Source organism: Prosthecobacter sp. Pr1 (assembly GCF_057652315.1).
Genome location: NZ_JBYFBS010000019.1, coordinates 58,573 through 73,737, shown reverse-complemented (window position 1 = coordinate 73,737; position 15,165 = coordinate 58,573). Strand labels below are relative to the sequence as shown.

16 protein-coding genes are annotated in these 15,165 nt (G+C 60.1%); 6 read left to right on the top strand and 10 right to left on the bottom strand.

Going from position 1 to position 15,165, the window contains the following annotated elements:
• Entirely contained in the window at positions 1–1,023 is a 1,023-nt protein-coding gene (locus AC24GY_RS23990; protein ID WP_487688100.1) for a hypothetical protein, read from the top strand.
• A gap of 253 nt (positions 1,024–1,276) precedes the next feature.
• Positions 1,277–2,092, top strand: coding sequence for a hypothetical protein (locus AC24GY_RS23985; protein WP_487688097.1), 816 nt, complete (start codon positions 1,277–1,279; stop codon positions 2,090–2,092).
• A gap of 84 nt (positions 2,093–2,176) precedes the next feature.
• Here AC24GY_RS23985 and nth read toward each other — a convergent pair whose 3' ends face one another.
• The 8 genes from nth to AC24GY_RS23945 form a co-directional block, all read right to left on the bottom strand.
• On the bottom strand, positions 2,177–2,830 hold the full coding sequence (gene nth, locus AC24GY_RS23980) for an endonuclease III (RefSeq protein ID WP_487688095.1): 654 nt from the start codon (positions 2,828–2,830) through the stop codon (positions 2,177–2,179).
• 24 nt (positions 2,831–2,854) lie between these two features.
• Positions 2,855–3,334, bottom strand: coding sequence for a 3D domain-containing protein (locus tag AC24GY_RS23975; protein ID WP_487688093.1), 480 nt, complete (start codon positions 3,332–3,334; stop codon positions 2,855–2,857).
• Positions 3,335–3,541: 207 nt separating this feature from the next.
• Entirely contained in the window at positions 3,542–3,991 is a 450-nt protein-coding gene (locus AC24GY_RS23970; RefSeq protein ID WP_487688090.1) for a thioredoxin family protein, read from the bottom strand.
• A 63-nt stretch (positions 3,992–4,054) separates the two neighbouring features.
• On the bottom strand, positions 4,055–4,756 hold the full coding sequence (locus AC24GY_RS23965) for a CDP-alcohol phosphatidyltransferase family protein (protein WP_487688088.1): 702 nt from the start codon (positions 4,754–4,756) through the stop codon (positions 4,055–4,057).
• Between the two features lie 19 nt (positions 4,757–4,775).
• Positions 4,776–5,270: a hypothetical protein gene (locus AC24GY_RS23960; protein ID WP_487688085.1), complete on the bottom strand. Its 495-nt coding sequence runs from the start codon at positions 5,268–5,270 to the stop codon at positions 4,776–4,778.
• 45 nt (positions 5,271–5,315) lie between these two features.
• Positions 5,316–6,656, bottom strand: coding sequence for an MFS transporter (locus AC24GY_RS23955; protein WP_487688082.1), 1,341 nt, complete (start codon positions 6,654–6,656; stop codon positions 5,316–5,318).
• Positions 6,657–6,717: 61 nt separating this feature from the next.
• Positions 6,718–7,359 (bottom strand): DUF2490 domain-containing protein, encoded by a 642-nt coding sequence (locus AC24GY_RS23950; RefSeq protein WP_487688079.1) that lies wholly within the window; start codon positions 7,357–7,359, stop codon positions 6,718–6,720.
• A gap of 8 nt (positions 7,360–7,367) precedes the next feature.
• Positions 7,368–7,742 carry a group I truncated hemoglobin gene (locus AC24GY_RS23945; protein WP_487688077.1) on the bottom strand — a complete coding sequence of 125 codons (375 nt, stop codon included), beginning with the start codon at positions 7,740–7,742 and terminating at the stop codon, positions 7,368–7,370.
• Positions 7,743–7,899: 157 nt separating this feature from the next.
• On the opposite strand from AC24GY_RS23945, the gene AC24GY_RS23940 reads away from it, so the two are divergent.
• From AC24GY_RS23940 to AC24GY_RS23925, 4 genes are all read left to right on the top strand, one after another.
• Positions 7,900–9,567, top strand: a complete 1,668-nt coding sequence (locus AC24GY_RS23940; protein ID WP_487688075.1) for a putative transporter — start codon at positions 7,900–7,902, stop codon at positions 9,565–9,567.
• Between the two features lie 77 nt (positions 9,568–9,644).
• The gene (locus AC24GY_RS23935; RefSeq protein WP_487688073.1) at positions 9,645–10,586 is read left to right on the top strand and encodes a tetratricopeptide repeat protein; all 942 of its coding nucleotides are present in this window, start codon (positions 9,645–9,647) and stop codon (positions 10,584–10,586) included.
• 489 nt (positions 10,587–11,075) lie between these two features.
• Positions 11,076–11,453 carry a BlaI/MecI/CopY family transcriptional regulator gene (locus AC24GY_RS23930; protein ID WP_422316925.1) on the top strand — a complete coding sequence of 126 codons (378 nt, stop codon included), beginning with the start codon at positions 11,076–11,078 and terminating at the stop codon, positions 11,451–11,453.
• A gap of 11 nt (positions 11,454–11,464) precedes the next feature.
• On the top strand, positions 11,465–13,354 hold the full coding sequence (locus AC24GY_RS23925) for a M56 family metallopeptidase (RefSeq protein WP_487688070.1): 1,890 nt from the start codon (positions 11,465–11,467) through the stop codon (positions 13,352–13,354).
• A gap of 45 nt (positions 13,355–13,399) precedes the next feature.
• On the opposite strand, the gene surE is transcribed toward AC24GY_RS23925, so the two are convergent.
• The gene (surE, locus tag AC24GY_RS23920) at positions 13,400–14,089 is read right to left on the bottom strand and encodes a 5'/3'-nucleotidase SurE (RefSeq protein WP_487688068.1); all 690 of its coding nucleotides are present in this window, start codon (positions 14,087–14,089) and stop codon (positions 13,400–13,402) included.
• Between the two features lie 3 nt (positions 14,090–14,092).
• Positions 14,093–15,076 (bottom strand): MDR family NADPH-dependent oxidoreductase, encoded by a 984-nt coding sequence (locus AC24GY_RS23915; RefSeq protein ID WP_487688066.1) that lies wholly within the window; start codon positions 15,074–15,076, stop codon positions 14,093–14,095.
• Positions 15,077–15,165 lie beyond the last annotated feature (89 nt).

Here is a 15,165-nt window from a genome sequence, read left to right as displayed (position 1 = left end):
ATGCGACTCGCCACCCTCATCATCGCCATTTGTACAAGTGGTGCCTGCGCCTGCACCATTCCGGTGTTCCGCTTCGCGCTGGATCGCTGGGAGGCGGACAAGTTTCATCTGGTGATGCCTGCCGCCGTCTCGCAAACGCCGGAGGTGCAGGATTTGCTGCGCCCGCTGCGTGCCAATGGCAAGGCGAATCTCGACTTCTCCACCTCCAAGGACTCCGCGCAGCAGGACACCATCCTGCGCTATTCGCGGGAGAGCGAGAAGCAGGTGTGGGCGGGCAAGCTGGACGCTGCCACGCTCAGTGCTGTGCTGGATTCCCCGGCGCGTAAGAAACTCGTGCAGCTGCTGCTGGCGGGGGATTCGGTCATCTGGGTGATCGCTGACAGCGGATCGCCGGTGGATGTGCTGGAGGTGGAGCGGATCGAAAAGCGGCTCAAATTCCTGGAGCAGGTGGCGTCGCTGCCCATTCAGGACCCCAACGACCCAGACAGCCAGCTTGGCCCCGGGCCTCCACTGCGGCTGAAATTCAGCACCCTCAGGCTGCGGCGCGATGATCCCGCAGAGGCCATGCTGCTGCACATGCTTGTCGGACCGAGGGGGACCTTTGATCCCACCATCACCAGCTTTGCCGGGGCGGTCTTTGGCCGGGGCAGGGTGCTGGGAGCCTGGCCGCTGGACATTCTGGATGACGCGTCGCTGGAAGATGCTTGCATGTTCCTCGTGGGCCGCTGCGGCTGCCGGCTGAAAAACGAAAGCCCCGGTTGGGACCTCCTGCTCAATCTTGATTGGGAAAAGGCGCTGCCAGCAGCGGCCGCCAGCGCGGCCCAGCCTGCGGGATCTGAAGCGGCCAGTCCTCCGACTCCGCCTCCGACCCTCCCGGAGTTCAAACCCCTCGCGGTTCCTGAATTGGTGACGATCCTGCCCGAGATTGAGAAACCGGCTGAAAGCCACAAAGGCCGACTGATTGCCGGTTTGGCAGCGGGACTGGCCTTGCTGGTACTGATCCCACGCTGGCTGAGAAAGTAGCGGCGGTTTTCGTGCGCCGGGGGCCCTTTATAGGACGTATAGGTCCCGTAAGGTCCATTCTATGGCTGATTGCTAAGACAGTGTCATAGCGACTGGATTGAATGGAAATCTCAAAACCAAAAAAAAGATTTGCTCAATCTATTGATTTGAGAGATTATTTAACATATCTAAATAATCAATAGATGCCCCACTTCTCATGAAAAGGATCCTATTTTACGCTTTCAGCGTCAGCGTTGCCTTTTGTCAAAGTGCCGTGGCTCAGACTGGTTATGGCGTCATGGGGGTGCCTCCTCCCGGTTATGGTACGCCGCCCCCGGGATACGGCACACCACCCAATGTTCCTGCGTATCCCAATTCACTGCCGCCAGCCTCCGTCACACCGGCCGTGACGGCCCCTCCGGGCTATGCAGATCCATACGCCGCCGCTCCACAGCCTGGTGGCGTCTCCTCGTACACGCCTCAGGGGGTGAGCAATTACAGTTCGCCGCCGACAGGTGCAGCCGGTTACGGTGCACAGCCAAGCGGGCCTAACATGGTCAATTTCAACAACTTGGAGGCCTATTACCGCTACGTGGCTCCCAAGGCCGATAACCTGTCTGGAGCCAACACCATTGGCGCAACGCTGACGGTGGCCCTGTTCAATCCGCTCTATTTGAAGTTTGGCGCTTCATGGGGCAGCGGCGGCGGTGGCAGTGTCACCGGTGCGACCAAGGGGAATTATGACTTCGCCAGCATCCAGGCAGGCGCTGGTTTCCACACGGCTTTGATCAACGAAAAGCTCACCTTTGTGGCTGAGGCCGGTCTGGTTTACGCCAGCTTGAAGGCGCAGGACACTTCCGTGAGCTTCAGCGATGGTTCCATCTATGTGCGTCCCGCATTGCGCTTCACTCCTTTGACCTGGCTGGAAGTGCAGGCCGGCGTGACCGTGAGCAGCGCCGACAAGTACGACAGCAAGATGGTGGATTTGTCGACCTACTTCCGGGTGCTGCCCATGTTTGACATCGGTATCGGCGGCGATTTCGGCAACACCACCCGCGCCTTCCGCACCAGCCTGCGTCTGCGCTGGTAATTTGAAAATTACTCATGAGCTATAGCTCATTCGGGGCATCAGAACGTTCCTTCCTGAACGAGCTAAAGCTCGTGAGTACTTTCCTCAAGCTTTCTTGGTGCTGACGGGATTCTTCCGCTTCGCGTAGCAGGTGCGGCAGATTTCACACACGGTCCCGTCGCAGCCGCGTGCGCTGCAAAACTCCCTGCCATAGAAGATGATCTGCAGGTGCAGCTTGTTCCAGGATTCCTCCGGAAACAGGTGCTTCAAATCCCGTTCGGTCTGCAGCACGGACTTGCCATTGGTCAGGCCCCAGCGCTGTGCGAGCCGGTGGATGTGGGTGTCTACCGGGAAAGAAGGAATGCCAAAGGCCTGAGCCATCACGACTTGGGCGGTTTTGTGGCCGACTCCCGGGAGGCGCTCCAAGGCCTCCAGCGAGGCGGGAACCTGCCCTTGGTGTTCCTCCAGAAGGATGCCAGAAAGCTGTTTGATGGCCTTGGCTTTCTGCGGTCCCAGGCCGCAGGGGCGCACGATGGCTTCGATTTGATCGAGCGGGGCTGCGGCCAGCGCTGCCGGGGTTTTGCCAAGCCGAAACAAGGCTGGCGTCACCTGATTGACGCGGACATCGGTGCACTGGGCAGAGAGCAGGACGGCCACCAGCAGGGTAAAGGCATCCTCATGATCCAGAGGAATGGGAGGTGAAGGGTACAACTGACCCAGCCGATTCCGGATGTAATCCGCGCGCTCCTGCTTGGTCACTGGAGTAGGTCAGAGAAGCCGGGACTAGGAGCTGCGTTCAATGCGCGCCACCATGCGACGGATGTGCTCGTAGCCGGTGCGCTCCTTCATAATGGACAGGCTCTTGGAAAACGATCCCCATTTGATGACGCGAATGTTCACGTTGCGCACACCCCAGGCATTCATGGTGGCCTTGTCCGGCTTGTAGAGGTCGATGGTGTTGGTGCCCACCAAGGCGGAACCATAATCATCCACCTGATAAACGTAAGGGAGTCCTTCAATCTGGAAGATCGTGCCTACTGGATATACCGACCAGTCGGCAGCAGCGCTGCGCACGTTTCCATACTTGAGCTGGGTTCCGACGGCCGTCTTGGCTCCGTAAATGATGTGGTCAGACTCGCCATGAGTGTAGGCGGTGGTGCGAACAGAGGTGATCCGAGTGCCCCGGCCGATGAAGCCTGAGGATTCACAAGACGCCAGAAGTAAAGCGGAGAGGCCGAGGAGAAGGAGTGTGTGGTATCGCATTTTTATTAACAATATCTGATTGTTAACTTTCCTTTTAGAATACTTATTGTGGGGTAAATCGCCGCTGAAATCAATCTTTGATTTTCGGACCACTTTTGAGAAGGGGGCTGAATAGGGTAAAAAAGACAGGAGTTCCGGCCGTGAAAGGAAACTCTGTATGCATTCCTGGCTGTGATTGAGCCTGCAATGGCCGTGGCAAAATCAGGCTCAGCTTCCGCTGCCGCTCCTGGGGGCGGCTTCCGCTTTTTTCAGCACTTTGCTCAGCTTTTTGGCGAAATCCTTGGGGGGAGTGACGTCTTTGAGGTCGTCCAAGGTGGTCTTGCCCGTTGAATCGAGGAAAAAGAGGTGGGGGATGGTCTCCACCTTGAAGCCCTCAGCGAGCTTGCTGTTGGCTTCCTCGTCGATGTCGAGGTAGGCCCAGTTGAACTTGTCCTGCAGCGGCTGCACCTCGCTGCTCGGGTAGACCTCCTTTTTCATTTTCTGACAGGGGCCGCACCAGGCGGCGGAGAAAACGAGGATAACGGGCTTGCCGTTCTCCTTCGAGGCCTTCAAAACTGCTCCCGAGGAGGTGAAAAACTTCGGGCTGCCTTTGGGGAAATCAGCGGCGTGAAGGCTGAGGGAGAACAGGGTGGCGAGTACGAGGAGCGCTTTTTTCATGAGGGTGCGTGGATAGGGACGCAAACCACGGCATGAATATTTCAACTCCTCGCGTGCACGCCATCAAAGCGCCGAGTTGTCGCCTGAACGAAGTGCCTGAGCCATCACGGACAGCCGCCGCCAGCACGTCCAGAGTCCGCCGAAAAAGATCAGCGTCAGCGCCAGCAGGATGCCCCAGCGTTCGTGCCCGGTCAGATGCTGGATCATTTCGATCAAAAGCCCGCCGCACAGCACGGCCATGCGGTGCTGTTTGGCCATGGGGCCGCGGAAGTCGTGCTTGCCGGTGAGGGAGGCGCCCAGCACGCGGATGTAGGCCGTCCACACCGCCGTCACCGCGCAGCACCAGCCCAGCGGAATCACATGGAAGAGCTTCACCACTCCGGGGTCTCCCGCACCGCTGTAGCCCGCCCCCACCATGATCAGCACATCTGCCACACGGTCAGGTGCGTCGTTATAAATCGCTCCCACAGGTGAGCCCTTGCCGCCTTCCACCGCCACCATGCCGTCCATCAGATTGCATACCAGCCTCATCTGGATGCAGACGAGGGCACCCAGCCAGGCTGCGAGAATGCCGGTGAGGCTGCTTTGATCTCCGGCGACCAGGAAGCAGGCCATGGCTCCGCCGGCAAAGACCACGCTTAGCAAAGAAATCGCATTCGGTGTCAGACCGGAGCGCGCCAGCCAGCCTGCCAGCGCATGCGCCCAGCGGGTGTCGCGGGATTTCAGACTGCGGCGTGACGCCAGATGTTCTTCGGGCACGCTCATCGGCGGAGGGAGCTCGAACTCAGCGTGCCGTGGACTTCCAACTCACCACCCGGCCGTTGACAAAATCTGCCGTTCCTGCGGTGTAGGGGATGTACGTCACAGAGGTGCCGCTGCCCCACATGGGATAGCCACCGTAGCCAAAGGGGCCGAAACCACCCAGGCCGCCGTAACCGAAACCGCCATAACCAAAGCCACCGTAACCGTAGCCAAAACCCATGTTCATGTTCATGGAGCGCACGGGACGCTGGCCTTCATAGGTCCAGGTTTCGCTTTCTCTGCCGCGATTGATACCCACCGAGACGGCGTCAGGACGTCCCCAGGCCAGGAAAACCGCATCACGGGTCATGCCCTCACGGATCAGGCCATGCGTCACGAGCTGGCGGTCCTTGGCGCTCAGTTTGGAAAACATCTGCGGGTTTTTCTCAATGCGCGTCCTGGGCGTGGAGGAGCACTGGACAAAAAGGATGGCGACGGCCAGAACCAGACAGAGGCGGACGAAGAAGGGCTTTTTCATGGCTGGGAGCATTTTGTTGCCGGTGAAGTTACTTGTCGAATGTTCTTAATGACCTGATGACTCTACGTTTCGTTCAGCTTTGCTGGCTGTAAAAACGCGCAGCAGCATCCAGCCGCCCGCCACCAGCACGGTTCCGGCAAACCACCACGGCCACAGTCCCAGTGCTGCGGCAAACACGCGGGGATCGTCCGCGCTCAGGTGCAAATGGCCGCCCACCCAGGTGGTCTGCCAGCCGAAAAGCAGGGTGAGGGTGCCATAGGCCAGATTGATCGTCAGCCCGCGAAAGCTCAGCGCGGTGGCCCGCTGCTCGGAGTCCACGATCTCATTGAGGTAATGGGACAGGAAGAACTGCAGGAAGCGCATGCCCAGAAACAGCGGCATGACCAGGGCGATGCCTGTCCAGCCCGGCTGCGGATGCGCCGCCGCCAGCAAGCCGCCAAACACCAGGAGGCCCAGCCAGATGAAATTCTGCCGTGCGGTCATGACCTTGGCGCTCGTTTCCATCAGACCTGCGGTCACCAGCCCGAGCAGAGACACCCCGGTGCCGATGACGCCATACCAGCCTTCCTCGATGCCCACGAGGCGGTAGAAGTTGCTGGCCACGGTCAGGAAGAGACGGATCACACTGTCAAAGACCAGCCCAAACAGAATCAGCGCGAAGGCGGCTTTCGTGCGCCAGATCCAGCCGCCTGTCTGCAGGATGGAGATCCAGGTTTCGCGGATGCTCTGCAGCAGGGAAGTCTTGGGGGCAGGGGCGCGCACTTCGGTCATGCGCAGGGTCACCACCAGACAGGCCAGCGCGGTGCCCAGGCCGAGCAGCAGTGGCAGCTTCATGGACACCTGCTTGGCCACCGTTACATCCAGTCCGATCCAATGCAGCGCCGTCGTCAGGCTGTGCGCATCATAGAGCACCGATCCTGTGATGGAGGACACCACAAAACCCAGGGCCATCCCGCGTGAAAGCTTCGCCATGATCTGTGGCCACAGTGCTGTGCGTTCAGCAGCTGGCAGGGAGTCATAGGCCAGGGCCTCATCCGCCCCGCTGGCACAGGCTTCGGCAGCCCCGCTGAGAACGCGGTTCACCACAAACAGCCACAGCACGAGGTCATGGTGTCCCGGCTGCATCAGGCACAGCACGGCCATCTCCAGCAACATCAGCATACCTGCCGCCACCACCAGCGGCCTGCGGCCAAAGCGGTCTGCCAGCGCCCCGGAGGGCACCTCCAGCACCACGCTGGTCAGCGCCCACACCACGTTCAGCGCCGCGAATTCACCGATGCTCAGGCCCAGATCGAGGAACAGAATCGTGAACACCGGGTAGTAAAACCGGCAGTTGAAGAGGATGCGGAACCATACAAACAGGCGTGCATTGGAATGCTCAGGCATGCCTCTCTCTACGCTTCAAATCAGGACGCGGGCAACGCAAAGCCGCGCCTTCATTCATTCTCTAGAACCGCACCCGCAGATACGTGCCCAGCACGGATTCGCTTTTCCATGTCGTTTTGGTGCGCTTGGAGTCGATCATGTAGAAGAGGTCGAGGTCCATCGAATCGGTGAGCTTGAAGGTGATTCCCAGCGGGATGATGCGGTTCTCTGTTGGGCGGCGAAGATGCAGGTCCATCAGGCATTCATCGCTGGCATAGAGGCGTGTCAGCGGGCCCAGCGGCTGGGGCAGTGTCCAGGCGATCTGCATGCGGTGCCGGGTGCGGTTTGCGGTGGAGGGGGCGCCTTGGTTCTCGCGCCATTCCATGCGGTTGCGCCAGTCCAGACGCACCTGCTTTAGTTCGTAGTGGGGATTGATTTCCAGCTCCGGGCGGAGCTGGTCGTAGCGGTCGTGCGTGGTGGTGTTTTCGACCCTGAACATCGACAGCCCCAGTCCGAGATCCAGCCATTTGGCCGCCGCATACTTCACGCGCGGGCTGACCATCTGCGCGTAGGAGCCGTCCACTTCATCGGCAAAATTGGCCATGAACACACTGCCGGTCCACGGCGGCCTGCGGTAATAGTCCACATTCGACCAGGCCCACCACTCATCGGCTTGTGCGGTCAGAGTTGAAAGAAGGCAGAGGAATATCAGCAGCAGGCGCATCCGGTGAATCAGTAGGAGGCGCCGATGATCTCGTTGGTCATGGCGTTGATTCGTTCGATGACTTCATCCGTTTCCTCCTGGGTCACTCCCATGTCGAGCAGAGTCTCCACCAGATGCCCGGTGAAACGGGCGAAGTGCTGCCGGGTGATGCCCCGCCCATGATGCGTATGCGCCAGGGGGCGCCCGGTGTACTGGATCGGCCCGCCGGTGGCCATGACAAAAAACTCGCGCTGCATGGCGTGCAGTTTCTCCAGCTCGGTGTGGATGAAAAAGGGCCCGAGCTCAGGATCGGCCAGCACGCGGACATAAAAGGCGGGAATGAGGGCGGAGATCATTTCTTCACCACCGAGACGTTCATAGAGAGAGGGTTTGTTCGTATTCATGCAAGGATGCTTTAAGCACAAACAGCGCCGCCATGCCGGGGTAAATCAGCGCATGTCAAATCCGGCGCAGCGAATGCCAGCCTGCGCGTGATGCCCACACAAGAATGGCACACAATCCCGTTGCGCCTCTGGCACTAAACATGCCTATGAGAAAGGAATGTCATTTCTTCAGCAACTGCATCTGGACAACCCCGTGGCCTGCGACCTGCTTACCTTCAGCATCGTCATTCTCGGAGGCATCGGCCTGGGCAACATTCGTTTCCGGGGAGTCAAGCTGGGCACCGCAGGCGTGCTCTTTGCCGGTCTGGCCGTCTCTCATTTTGGGATGCGTCCCAATGCGGAGGTGGCGCACTTTATGAAGGAGTTTGGGCTGGTGCTCTTCGTCTTCGCGCTCGGCATGCAGATGGGGCCGGGCTTCTTTGCCTCGCTGCGGCGGCAGGGACGCATGCTGAATGCCTATGCCTTTGTCTTGGTGTTTTTGGGGGCTGTGGTGGCTTTGGCGGGGGGCTGGATGCTGAACATGCCGCTGCCTGCCGTGGCGGGTTTGTTTGCCGGTGCCACCACGAACACGCCCGCACTCGGCGCCGCGCAGCAGGCGCTTGCCTCAGCGCATGTGGACCCTGCGCTGATCACGCTGCCGGCACTTTCCTATGCGGCGTCCTATCCCTTGGCCATCGTCGGGATCATTGTCTCACTCATTCTCATGCGGGCTTTTTTCAAGGTGGATGTGACGCAGGAGGCGGAGACCTTCCGCCAGGAGCAGGGGGCTGGCATCGAGCCGCTGCAACGCATGAATCTGCGGGTGGAGAATCCAAACCTTGACGGTGTCGCCATCGCCAGCGTTCCCGGTGTGCAGGAGACCAGTGTCGTGATCTCCCGACATCGCGCAGCCGCTGAGGTTGAAGTCACCGCCGCCACCCCGGAAACGAAGCTGCATGTGGGGGATGTGATCATGGCCGTGGGCACGCAGGCGCATCTGGAGCAGTTCCGGCTGGTCATCGGCAGCGTGAGCGAAGAGAACCTCATGAAGGCTCCGGGCAGGATCACCTACCGGCGCGTGGTGCTCACCAACAAAAAGCTGCTGGGCAAAACGGTGCGTGAACTCGGCCTCGATCACTTTCACGGTGTTGCCGTCACTCGTGTGAGCCGTGGGGATTTGATCTTCACGGCGCTGCCCGATTTGCGCCTCCAGTTTGGCGACATGCTCCAGCTTGTGGGGGATGAGGATTCTCTCAATGCCGCCACGCAAAGGCTCGGCAATGCGGTGCAGATGCTGCAGGAAACAAAGTTTGCCGCCATCTTCGCGGGCATTCTCCTCGGCGTGCTGCTGGGCCTCTACCCCATCCGTATCGAGGGGCTGCCAGCGCCGGTGCGTCTCGGGCTGGCCGGCGGGCCGCTCATTGTGGCCATCCTGATGAGTCATCTGGGGCGTCTGGGCCCCATGGTGATGCACATGCCCATCAATGCGAACCGCGCCCTGCGTGAGCTGGGCATCATCCTCTTCCTAGCGAATGTGGGCCTGCTTTCCGGGGAGCATTTTGCCGCCACGGTTTTCTCGGCGCAGGGACTGCAGTGGGTGCTGCTTGGGGTGCTCGTCACCATGCTGCCGCTGCTCCTGGTCGGGTTTGTGGCACGCAAATTTCACCGTGTGAACTTCATGACGCTGTGCGGGCTTCTTTCCGGGGGCATGACCGATCCGCCCGCGCTCGCCTTTGCCACCACCATGGCACGCAGCGATTCACCTGCGGTGGCCTACGCCACGGTGTATCCGCTCACCATGCTGCTGCGCATTGTGGCGGCGCAGGTGATTGCCCAGCTTGCCTGAGGAGGGGGCCGTTTCGTTTCAACTCCACGCTAAAAATACAAGACATCCGGCGCACTTGGCGTTCCTTGCGGCCTGCCATGAAGTCAACCATCGTCGCTTTTCATCTTGCCGCACTCCTCTCGGGTTCTGCTGTCTTGCACTCAGCGGAGACACCGCCTGCTGAAGTCAAACTGCCGGAAAAACTGCCTGAGGACCTCAAGAAGCAGGCGCTGGAGTTCAAGAAGCAGCAGGCGACCGTGCGTGAGTACATGCAGGCGGGCAAATACGCGGAGGCCGAGCCGGTGCTGCGCTCCCTCATCGCAGCTTTCAAGAGCTACTTCGGTCCAGGCAATGCACTGCTGCCGGAGTGCCAGGGGGCTCTGGGCACCTGCCTGCGCGCGCAGGGGAAACCAGCAGAGGCGGAGATTGAATTCCGTGCGTCATGGGAAGGACACGTGAAGTACTCAGGGGCGGACAAACCTGAGACGCTGCGCATTCACAACGCTCTGGCGGAGACTCTGCACGAAGAAGGGAAATTTGAGGAAGCGGAGAAGGAGATCCGTGCGGTGGTCAAGGAGATGACCAAGGTGTACGGAGCCGAGCATGCTGCGACCTTGCTGAACCGCACCAACCTTGCCGTGGTGCTGGGCGATGAGAAGAAATTTGCCGAGGCCGAGAAGGAACTGCGGGACGTCGTCGAGATCGATGTGCGCGTTCTCGGCATCGACAAGCAGCCGACCCTCATGGCCCGGGGCGCTCTGGCCGTCAACCTGCGCGAGCAGGGCAAGCTGGCGGAAGCCGAGCAGGAGTTCCGAAAAGTGCTGCTGTTTATGGATATCAACCCCGGTGAGGCGCACGTGGACACGCTGACGTTCCGCTACCAGTTCGCCCTTTGCCTGACGCTGGAAAAGAAATATGCCGAGGCCAGAAAGGAAGCCGAGGCGGGGCTGACGATGGCGAAGAACAAACTGGGTAATGATCACCCCAGCACGAAAGAGCTGCAGCAGCTCGTCACGACTCTGCAAAACGCTCCCAAGTGAGCTGCATCAAAGCTTGCAGCAATGAGATGAAAACTTGGCCGTTGAAGCGCGCGGCGCTCCAAGCTGCATCACTGCTTCTGTGCAGATCCAGGGGGCAGATGACAGACAGCGCATGCAAGGCCAGCTGGTATGCGCTTGGGGAGTGAGCTTTTGGAAAGGGGGGCATGCGATGAGGCAGCAGCCCACGATGGGACGAAGACTTCTAGGGACGCGCACAGCGCATCCCTGCCATCCAGAGCAGCGCGTGCCGAAGGGCTGGTAGGGACCCGCTGAGCGGGTCCGAAGTTTCGGGTCTGTGGCGTCGCGGGCGCTCAAAAAGGTGCGCCGTCCAGGGAATGTGGAAAGACAGGAGATGTGGGACGCCTGCCACGCAGGTTTGCAGGTGTGGTTTGACCACACTCCAGGGAAAACAGCTCTGCATGAAGCATGTGCTAATTATTTAGCACATTGGGCTTGCATTGATCCGGCTTGATGTGCTAATAATTTAGCATGTCGGAAAAAGCCAGTCAGTTAAGCCGTCGCGAACGCCAGATCATGGACATCATCTACGCGAAGGGAGAGGCCACCGCCTCCGAGGTCGCGGGTGCGATGACGGATGCCCCGAGCTACTCCGCCGTGCGCGCCTTGCTGCGCATCTTGGAGGAGAAGGGGATGCTCAAGCATCGCGAAGACGGCAAGCGCTACATCTTCCTGCCCACCGAACCCATCCAGAAAGCCAGCCGCTCGGCGCTCAAGAACATCGTGAACACGTTCTTCGAAGGCTCGCTGGTGAACACCGTCGCCGCGCTGGTGGATGGGCGCGAGAAAATCTCCCCCGAAGAGATCCAACGTCTCGAGTCCATCATCAAACAGGCCAAGAACCGCTAACCAACCCACCTATGAATCCATTGCTGTTCCATGTCGTCGACCTGCTGGCCAAGAGCGCTGGCATCGTTCTTCTCGCCTTCGCCACGCTGAGCCTCTGGCGCAGCGCCTCCGCCGCGCAGCGTTGTGCGGTCTGGCTGGCGGCGTTTTTGGTACTGCTCCTGTTGCCGGTCACGCTGCTATGGCAGCCGCTTTGGTCCATCGCTCTTACGGAGACAACGGCGGAGGTGCAGACACCCGACCTCAGGACTGAGATCATGCTGTCCTCTTCGAACCTCACGGTTCCATCTGCCCCACCTGAAGCGCAAAGCTGGCTGCCCAGCTTGAGCGCTGCGCAGTGGCTTGTTCTGGTATGGCTCACAGGCTTTGTCTGCCTGCTGGCCCATCGGATGCTCGGCAGTTTGCAACTGCGTCGTCTGAGATCCCAAAGCCATCCTGTGCAGGATGAGCGCACTCTCGCGCTCACCGCACGCGTGGCGGCTGATCTGGGCGTGGAGCGGGGCATCTCGCTGCGCATGGCGTCCAGCGTCTCAGTACCGCTGACATGGGGCTGGATAAAACCTGTGCTGCTGCTGCCGGCAGAGGCGCTGGATTGGGACGCGGCGCGTCTGGAGGCCGCGCTGCGTCATGAGATGGGACACATCCGCCACTGCGATGCGCTGACTCGCTTGATCACCTGTTTCATCACGGCTGCCTACTGGCCGAATGTACTGGTCTGGCTGGCGGCCAAAGCATGGCGCACAGTGCAGGAGCAGGCTGCGGACGACCTGGTCATCCGCTCGGGTGCGGTGGCGGAAAACTATGCGCTGCAATTGCTCGAAGCCGCACGCAGTGTGCAGGCCGCCGGTGGACTGCGTGCTCCTGCCATGGCCATGGCTCAGCCGTCCACCCTTGAGACGCGGCTTTCGGCGATCATGGATGGCACGCGTGATCGCAGCTCCTACAGCATGCGCGGGGCGCTCACCGGTCTAGCCACTGCCTTCGCGGTGCTCGCACTGTGCGCCACAGCGCAACTGCGTGGGGCTGATGAAAAACCGGCGCAGGCTACGACTCACAGCAGCAAGCTTCGTGACAAAGCGAGGGAGATCATCCTGACAAAGGTGAAGTTCAGTGACACCACTCTGCTGCAGGCCGTTGAGTACCTGCAGGCCAAATCCATTGAACTGGATCCCGAGCACAAGGGACTGAACCTCGTCATCGAAAAGCCCGACTATGAAAAGGGTCCCATGATCACGCTCGACCTGACCAATATCCCGCTCTATGAAGCCGTGTACTATGTCGCATCTTTGAGCAACCGGGTGGTGCGATATGAGGCCATGGCGACGGTGATCGCTCCCATGCCTGCCCAGGGTGAAATGGTCGCGCGCTCCTACAAGCTGCCTGCGGGTGCTGCGGCCAAAATCGACAATGCTAGGAAATGGCTTGGCGGCAAGGGGGTGGTCTTTGAAGGGGCAGCCTCAGCGGCGCTCGTCGACAACGGCACTCAACTCGTGGTCAAAAACACCCAGGCGCAGCAGCGGGTTGTGGAAGACCTGATCAGCACTCTCGTGACAGGAGACGCAGGCGGCCCTCCGGGGGCTGCGGTCCCTGCTGCGCCCGCAGCTCCGAAGTCACCACTGATTGCCAAAGCAGAGTCTATCGTCATTCCGACAGTGCAGTTTCGCAGCGCGACGCTGCCTGAAGCGCTGGAGTACCTGCGCGCCAAAGCGCGTGAGTTTGATCCCGACAAGAAAGGCGTGAGCATCCTGATCCGCGAGTCCGACGTGCCGCCCAACGTGAACATCTCCCTGGATCTCAAAACCGTCCCGCTCACCGAGGCGCTCCGCTATACGGCGGAACTCGCGGGGCTGGACTTGGTGGCTGAATCCTACGCCTTCATCCTCAAACCCAAGACTGCCAAATAGACGGGCCACATGGAAGGGGGCTGCCCGCTGTATCAGCAGGCAGCCTCAAACCTGCAGCAGCGAGACGGAGACCTTGCCGCTGAAGCAGGTCTCCACATCCGAGCCAGGATCTCTCGGGCGTGAGGAATAGGAGGCGGCGTAGGCGTAGCCGTGCTCTTCTTTGCGATAGCTCACATTCAAGGGTGAACGCGCCGGGTGGCAGAGGATGCGTGGCGGCAGGGCGCTCTGATCCACTGGCAGATGGGGAAGATTGATGTTCCAGAAGGTGCTGCGTGCGTGGTCTTGGGCGTGTGTCTCCTTCACGATCTCCGCCATCCATACGGCGGTGCGCTGCCAGTCTACTGCGATTTCTCGGATCATGTAATGAGACAGCGCCATGGAACGAATGCCATGGTAGGCAGCCTCACGTGCTGCGGCCACGGTGCCGGAGATGACGATGTCCTGCCCCATGTTGCCACCAGCATTGACGCCGGAGAGCACCAGATCAGGTTTCAAATCGAGTGCAAACAAGGCCAGCCGCACGCAGTCAGCCGGGGTGCCGTGCACCGCATGGCGATTTTCCCCAAGCGTCTCTACCCTCAGATGCTGATGCGTGGTGACTCGGTGCCCGCACTGGCTTTGCTCCGTGGCCGGAGCCACGATGGTGTATTGCCAGCCAAGCTGTGTCACTGCGTTTTCTAAAGCTTGCAATCCCGGTGCGGAAATGCCGTCGTCGTTCGTGAGCAGGACGTGCATGGGTTACGCGAGATCAAGAATGACTTTGCCGCCGCGTGAGCCTTCCTGCGCACGCGTGATCGCCTGTTTGAAATCAGCCAGCGGTACGATTTCGTCGATGGCGGTGACGAGTTCGCCGGATTGGATGAGGGCAGTCAGAGGTTCGAGCACTTCGTAAAGTTCTGCCGTGCTGGCTTTCTCAAACCACTTGGTGATCCACAGGCCGTGGAGCTGCAGGTTTTTGAAGATGAGGAATTTGTTGGGCACCTTCAGGCTGCGGCGGCTCATTGCACCGTAGGTGACGAGGATGCCCTCGGGGCTGAGCAGGTCCATCATGTGGATGGCGCTGTCACCACCCACGGCATTGGTGGCCAGCATCACGGGCTCATCACCGATGATTGATTTGGCTTCAGCGACACCTTCGTCGGTGTCGAGCATGACGAGGTCTGCCCCCAGCGTTTTCAATTCATCGAACAGCTCCACGCGCCGCACGAAATTGATCGTGCGCAGGCCGAAGTGATGCGCCAGCTGGATGAAGGCGCGGCCCACGCCGGAGTTCGCCGCATTCTGCGCCACCCAGGCACCTTTCGGGAGGTCGGTGTAGTGCTTGAGCAAAGCCCAGGCGGTGACGGGATTGACACGCAGCATGCTGGCCTGCACGGCATCCATTTGAGAAGGTATCTTGGCAAAGTGATGTTCCGCCGCCGTGAGGTGCTGCGTCCAGCAGCCGGTGCCTACCAGCGGGATGACGACATCGCCTTTCTCCAGCGATGTCACCGCGCTGCCAACTTCCTCGACTTCGCCACAGCCTTCATGCCCAGGAATGCAAGGCGGATGCGCCGCACGACCGTAGGTGCCTTCAATGAAATTGAGATCCGCCGGATTCACCGGTGCATAACGCATGCGCACACGAACCTCATGCCCTTCGGGAGGCGTGAGCGTGCGCTCGTGGAGTTGCAAAACTTCAGCAGGATTGCCGGTGCGGTCGAATTGAAGAAACTGGGACATGGTGAAGGGATTACGTGGGGAAAGAAGATTGGGGCTGTCGTTTTCACACAGTGACGGCGGAGCGGAGGCGTGGCAAGCCGGTCGTTTGC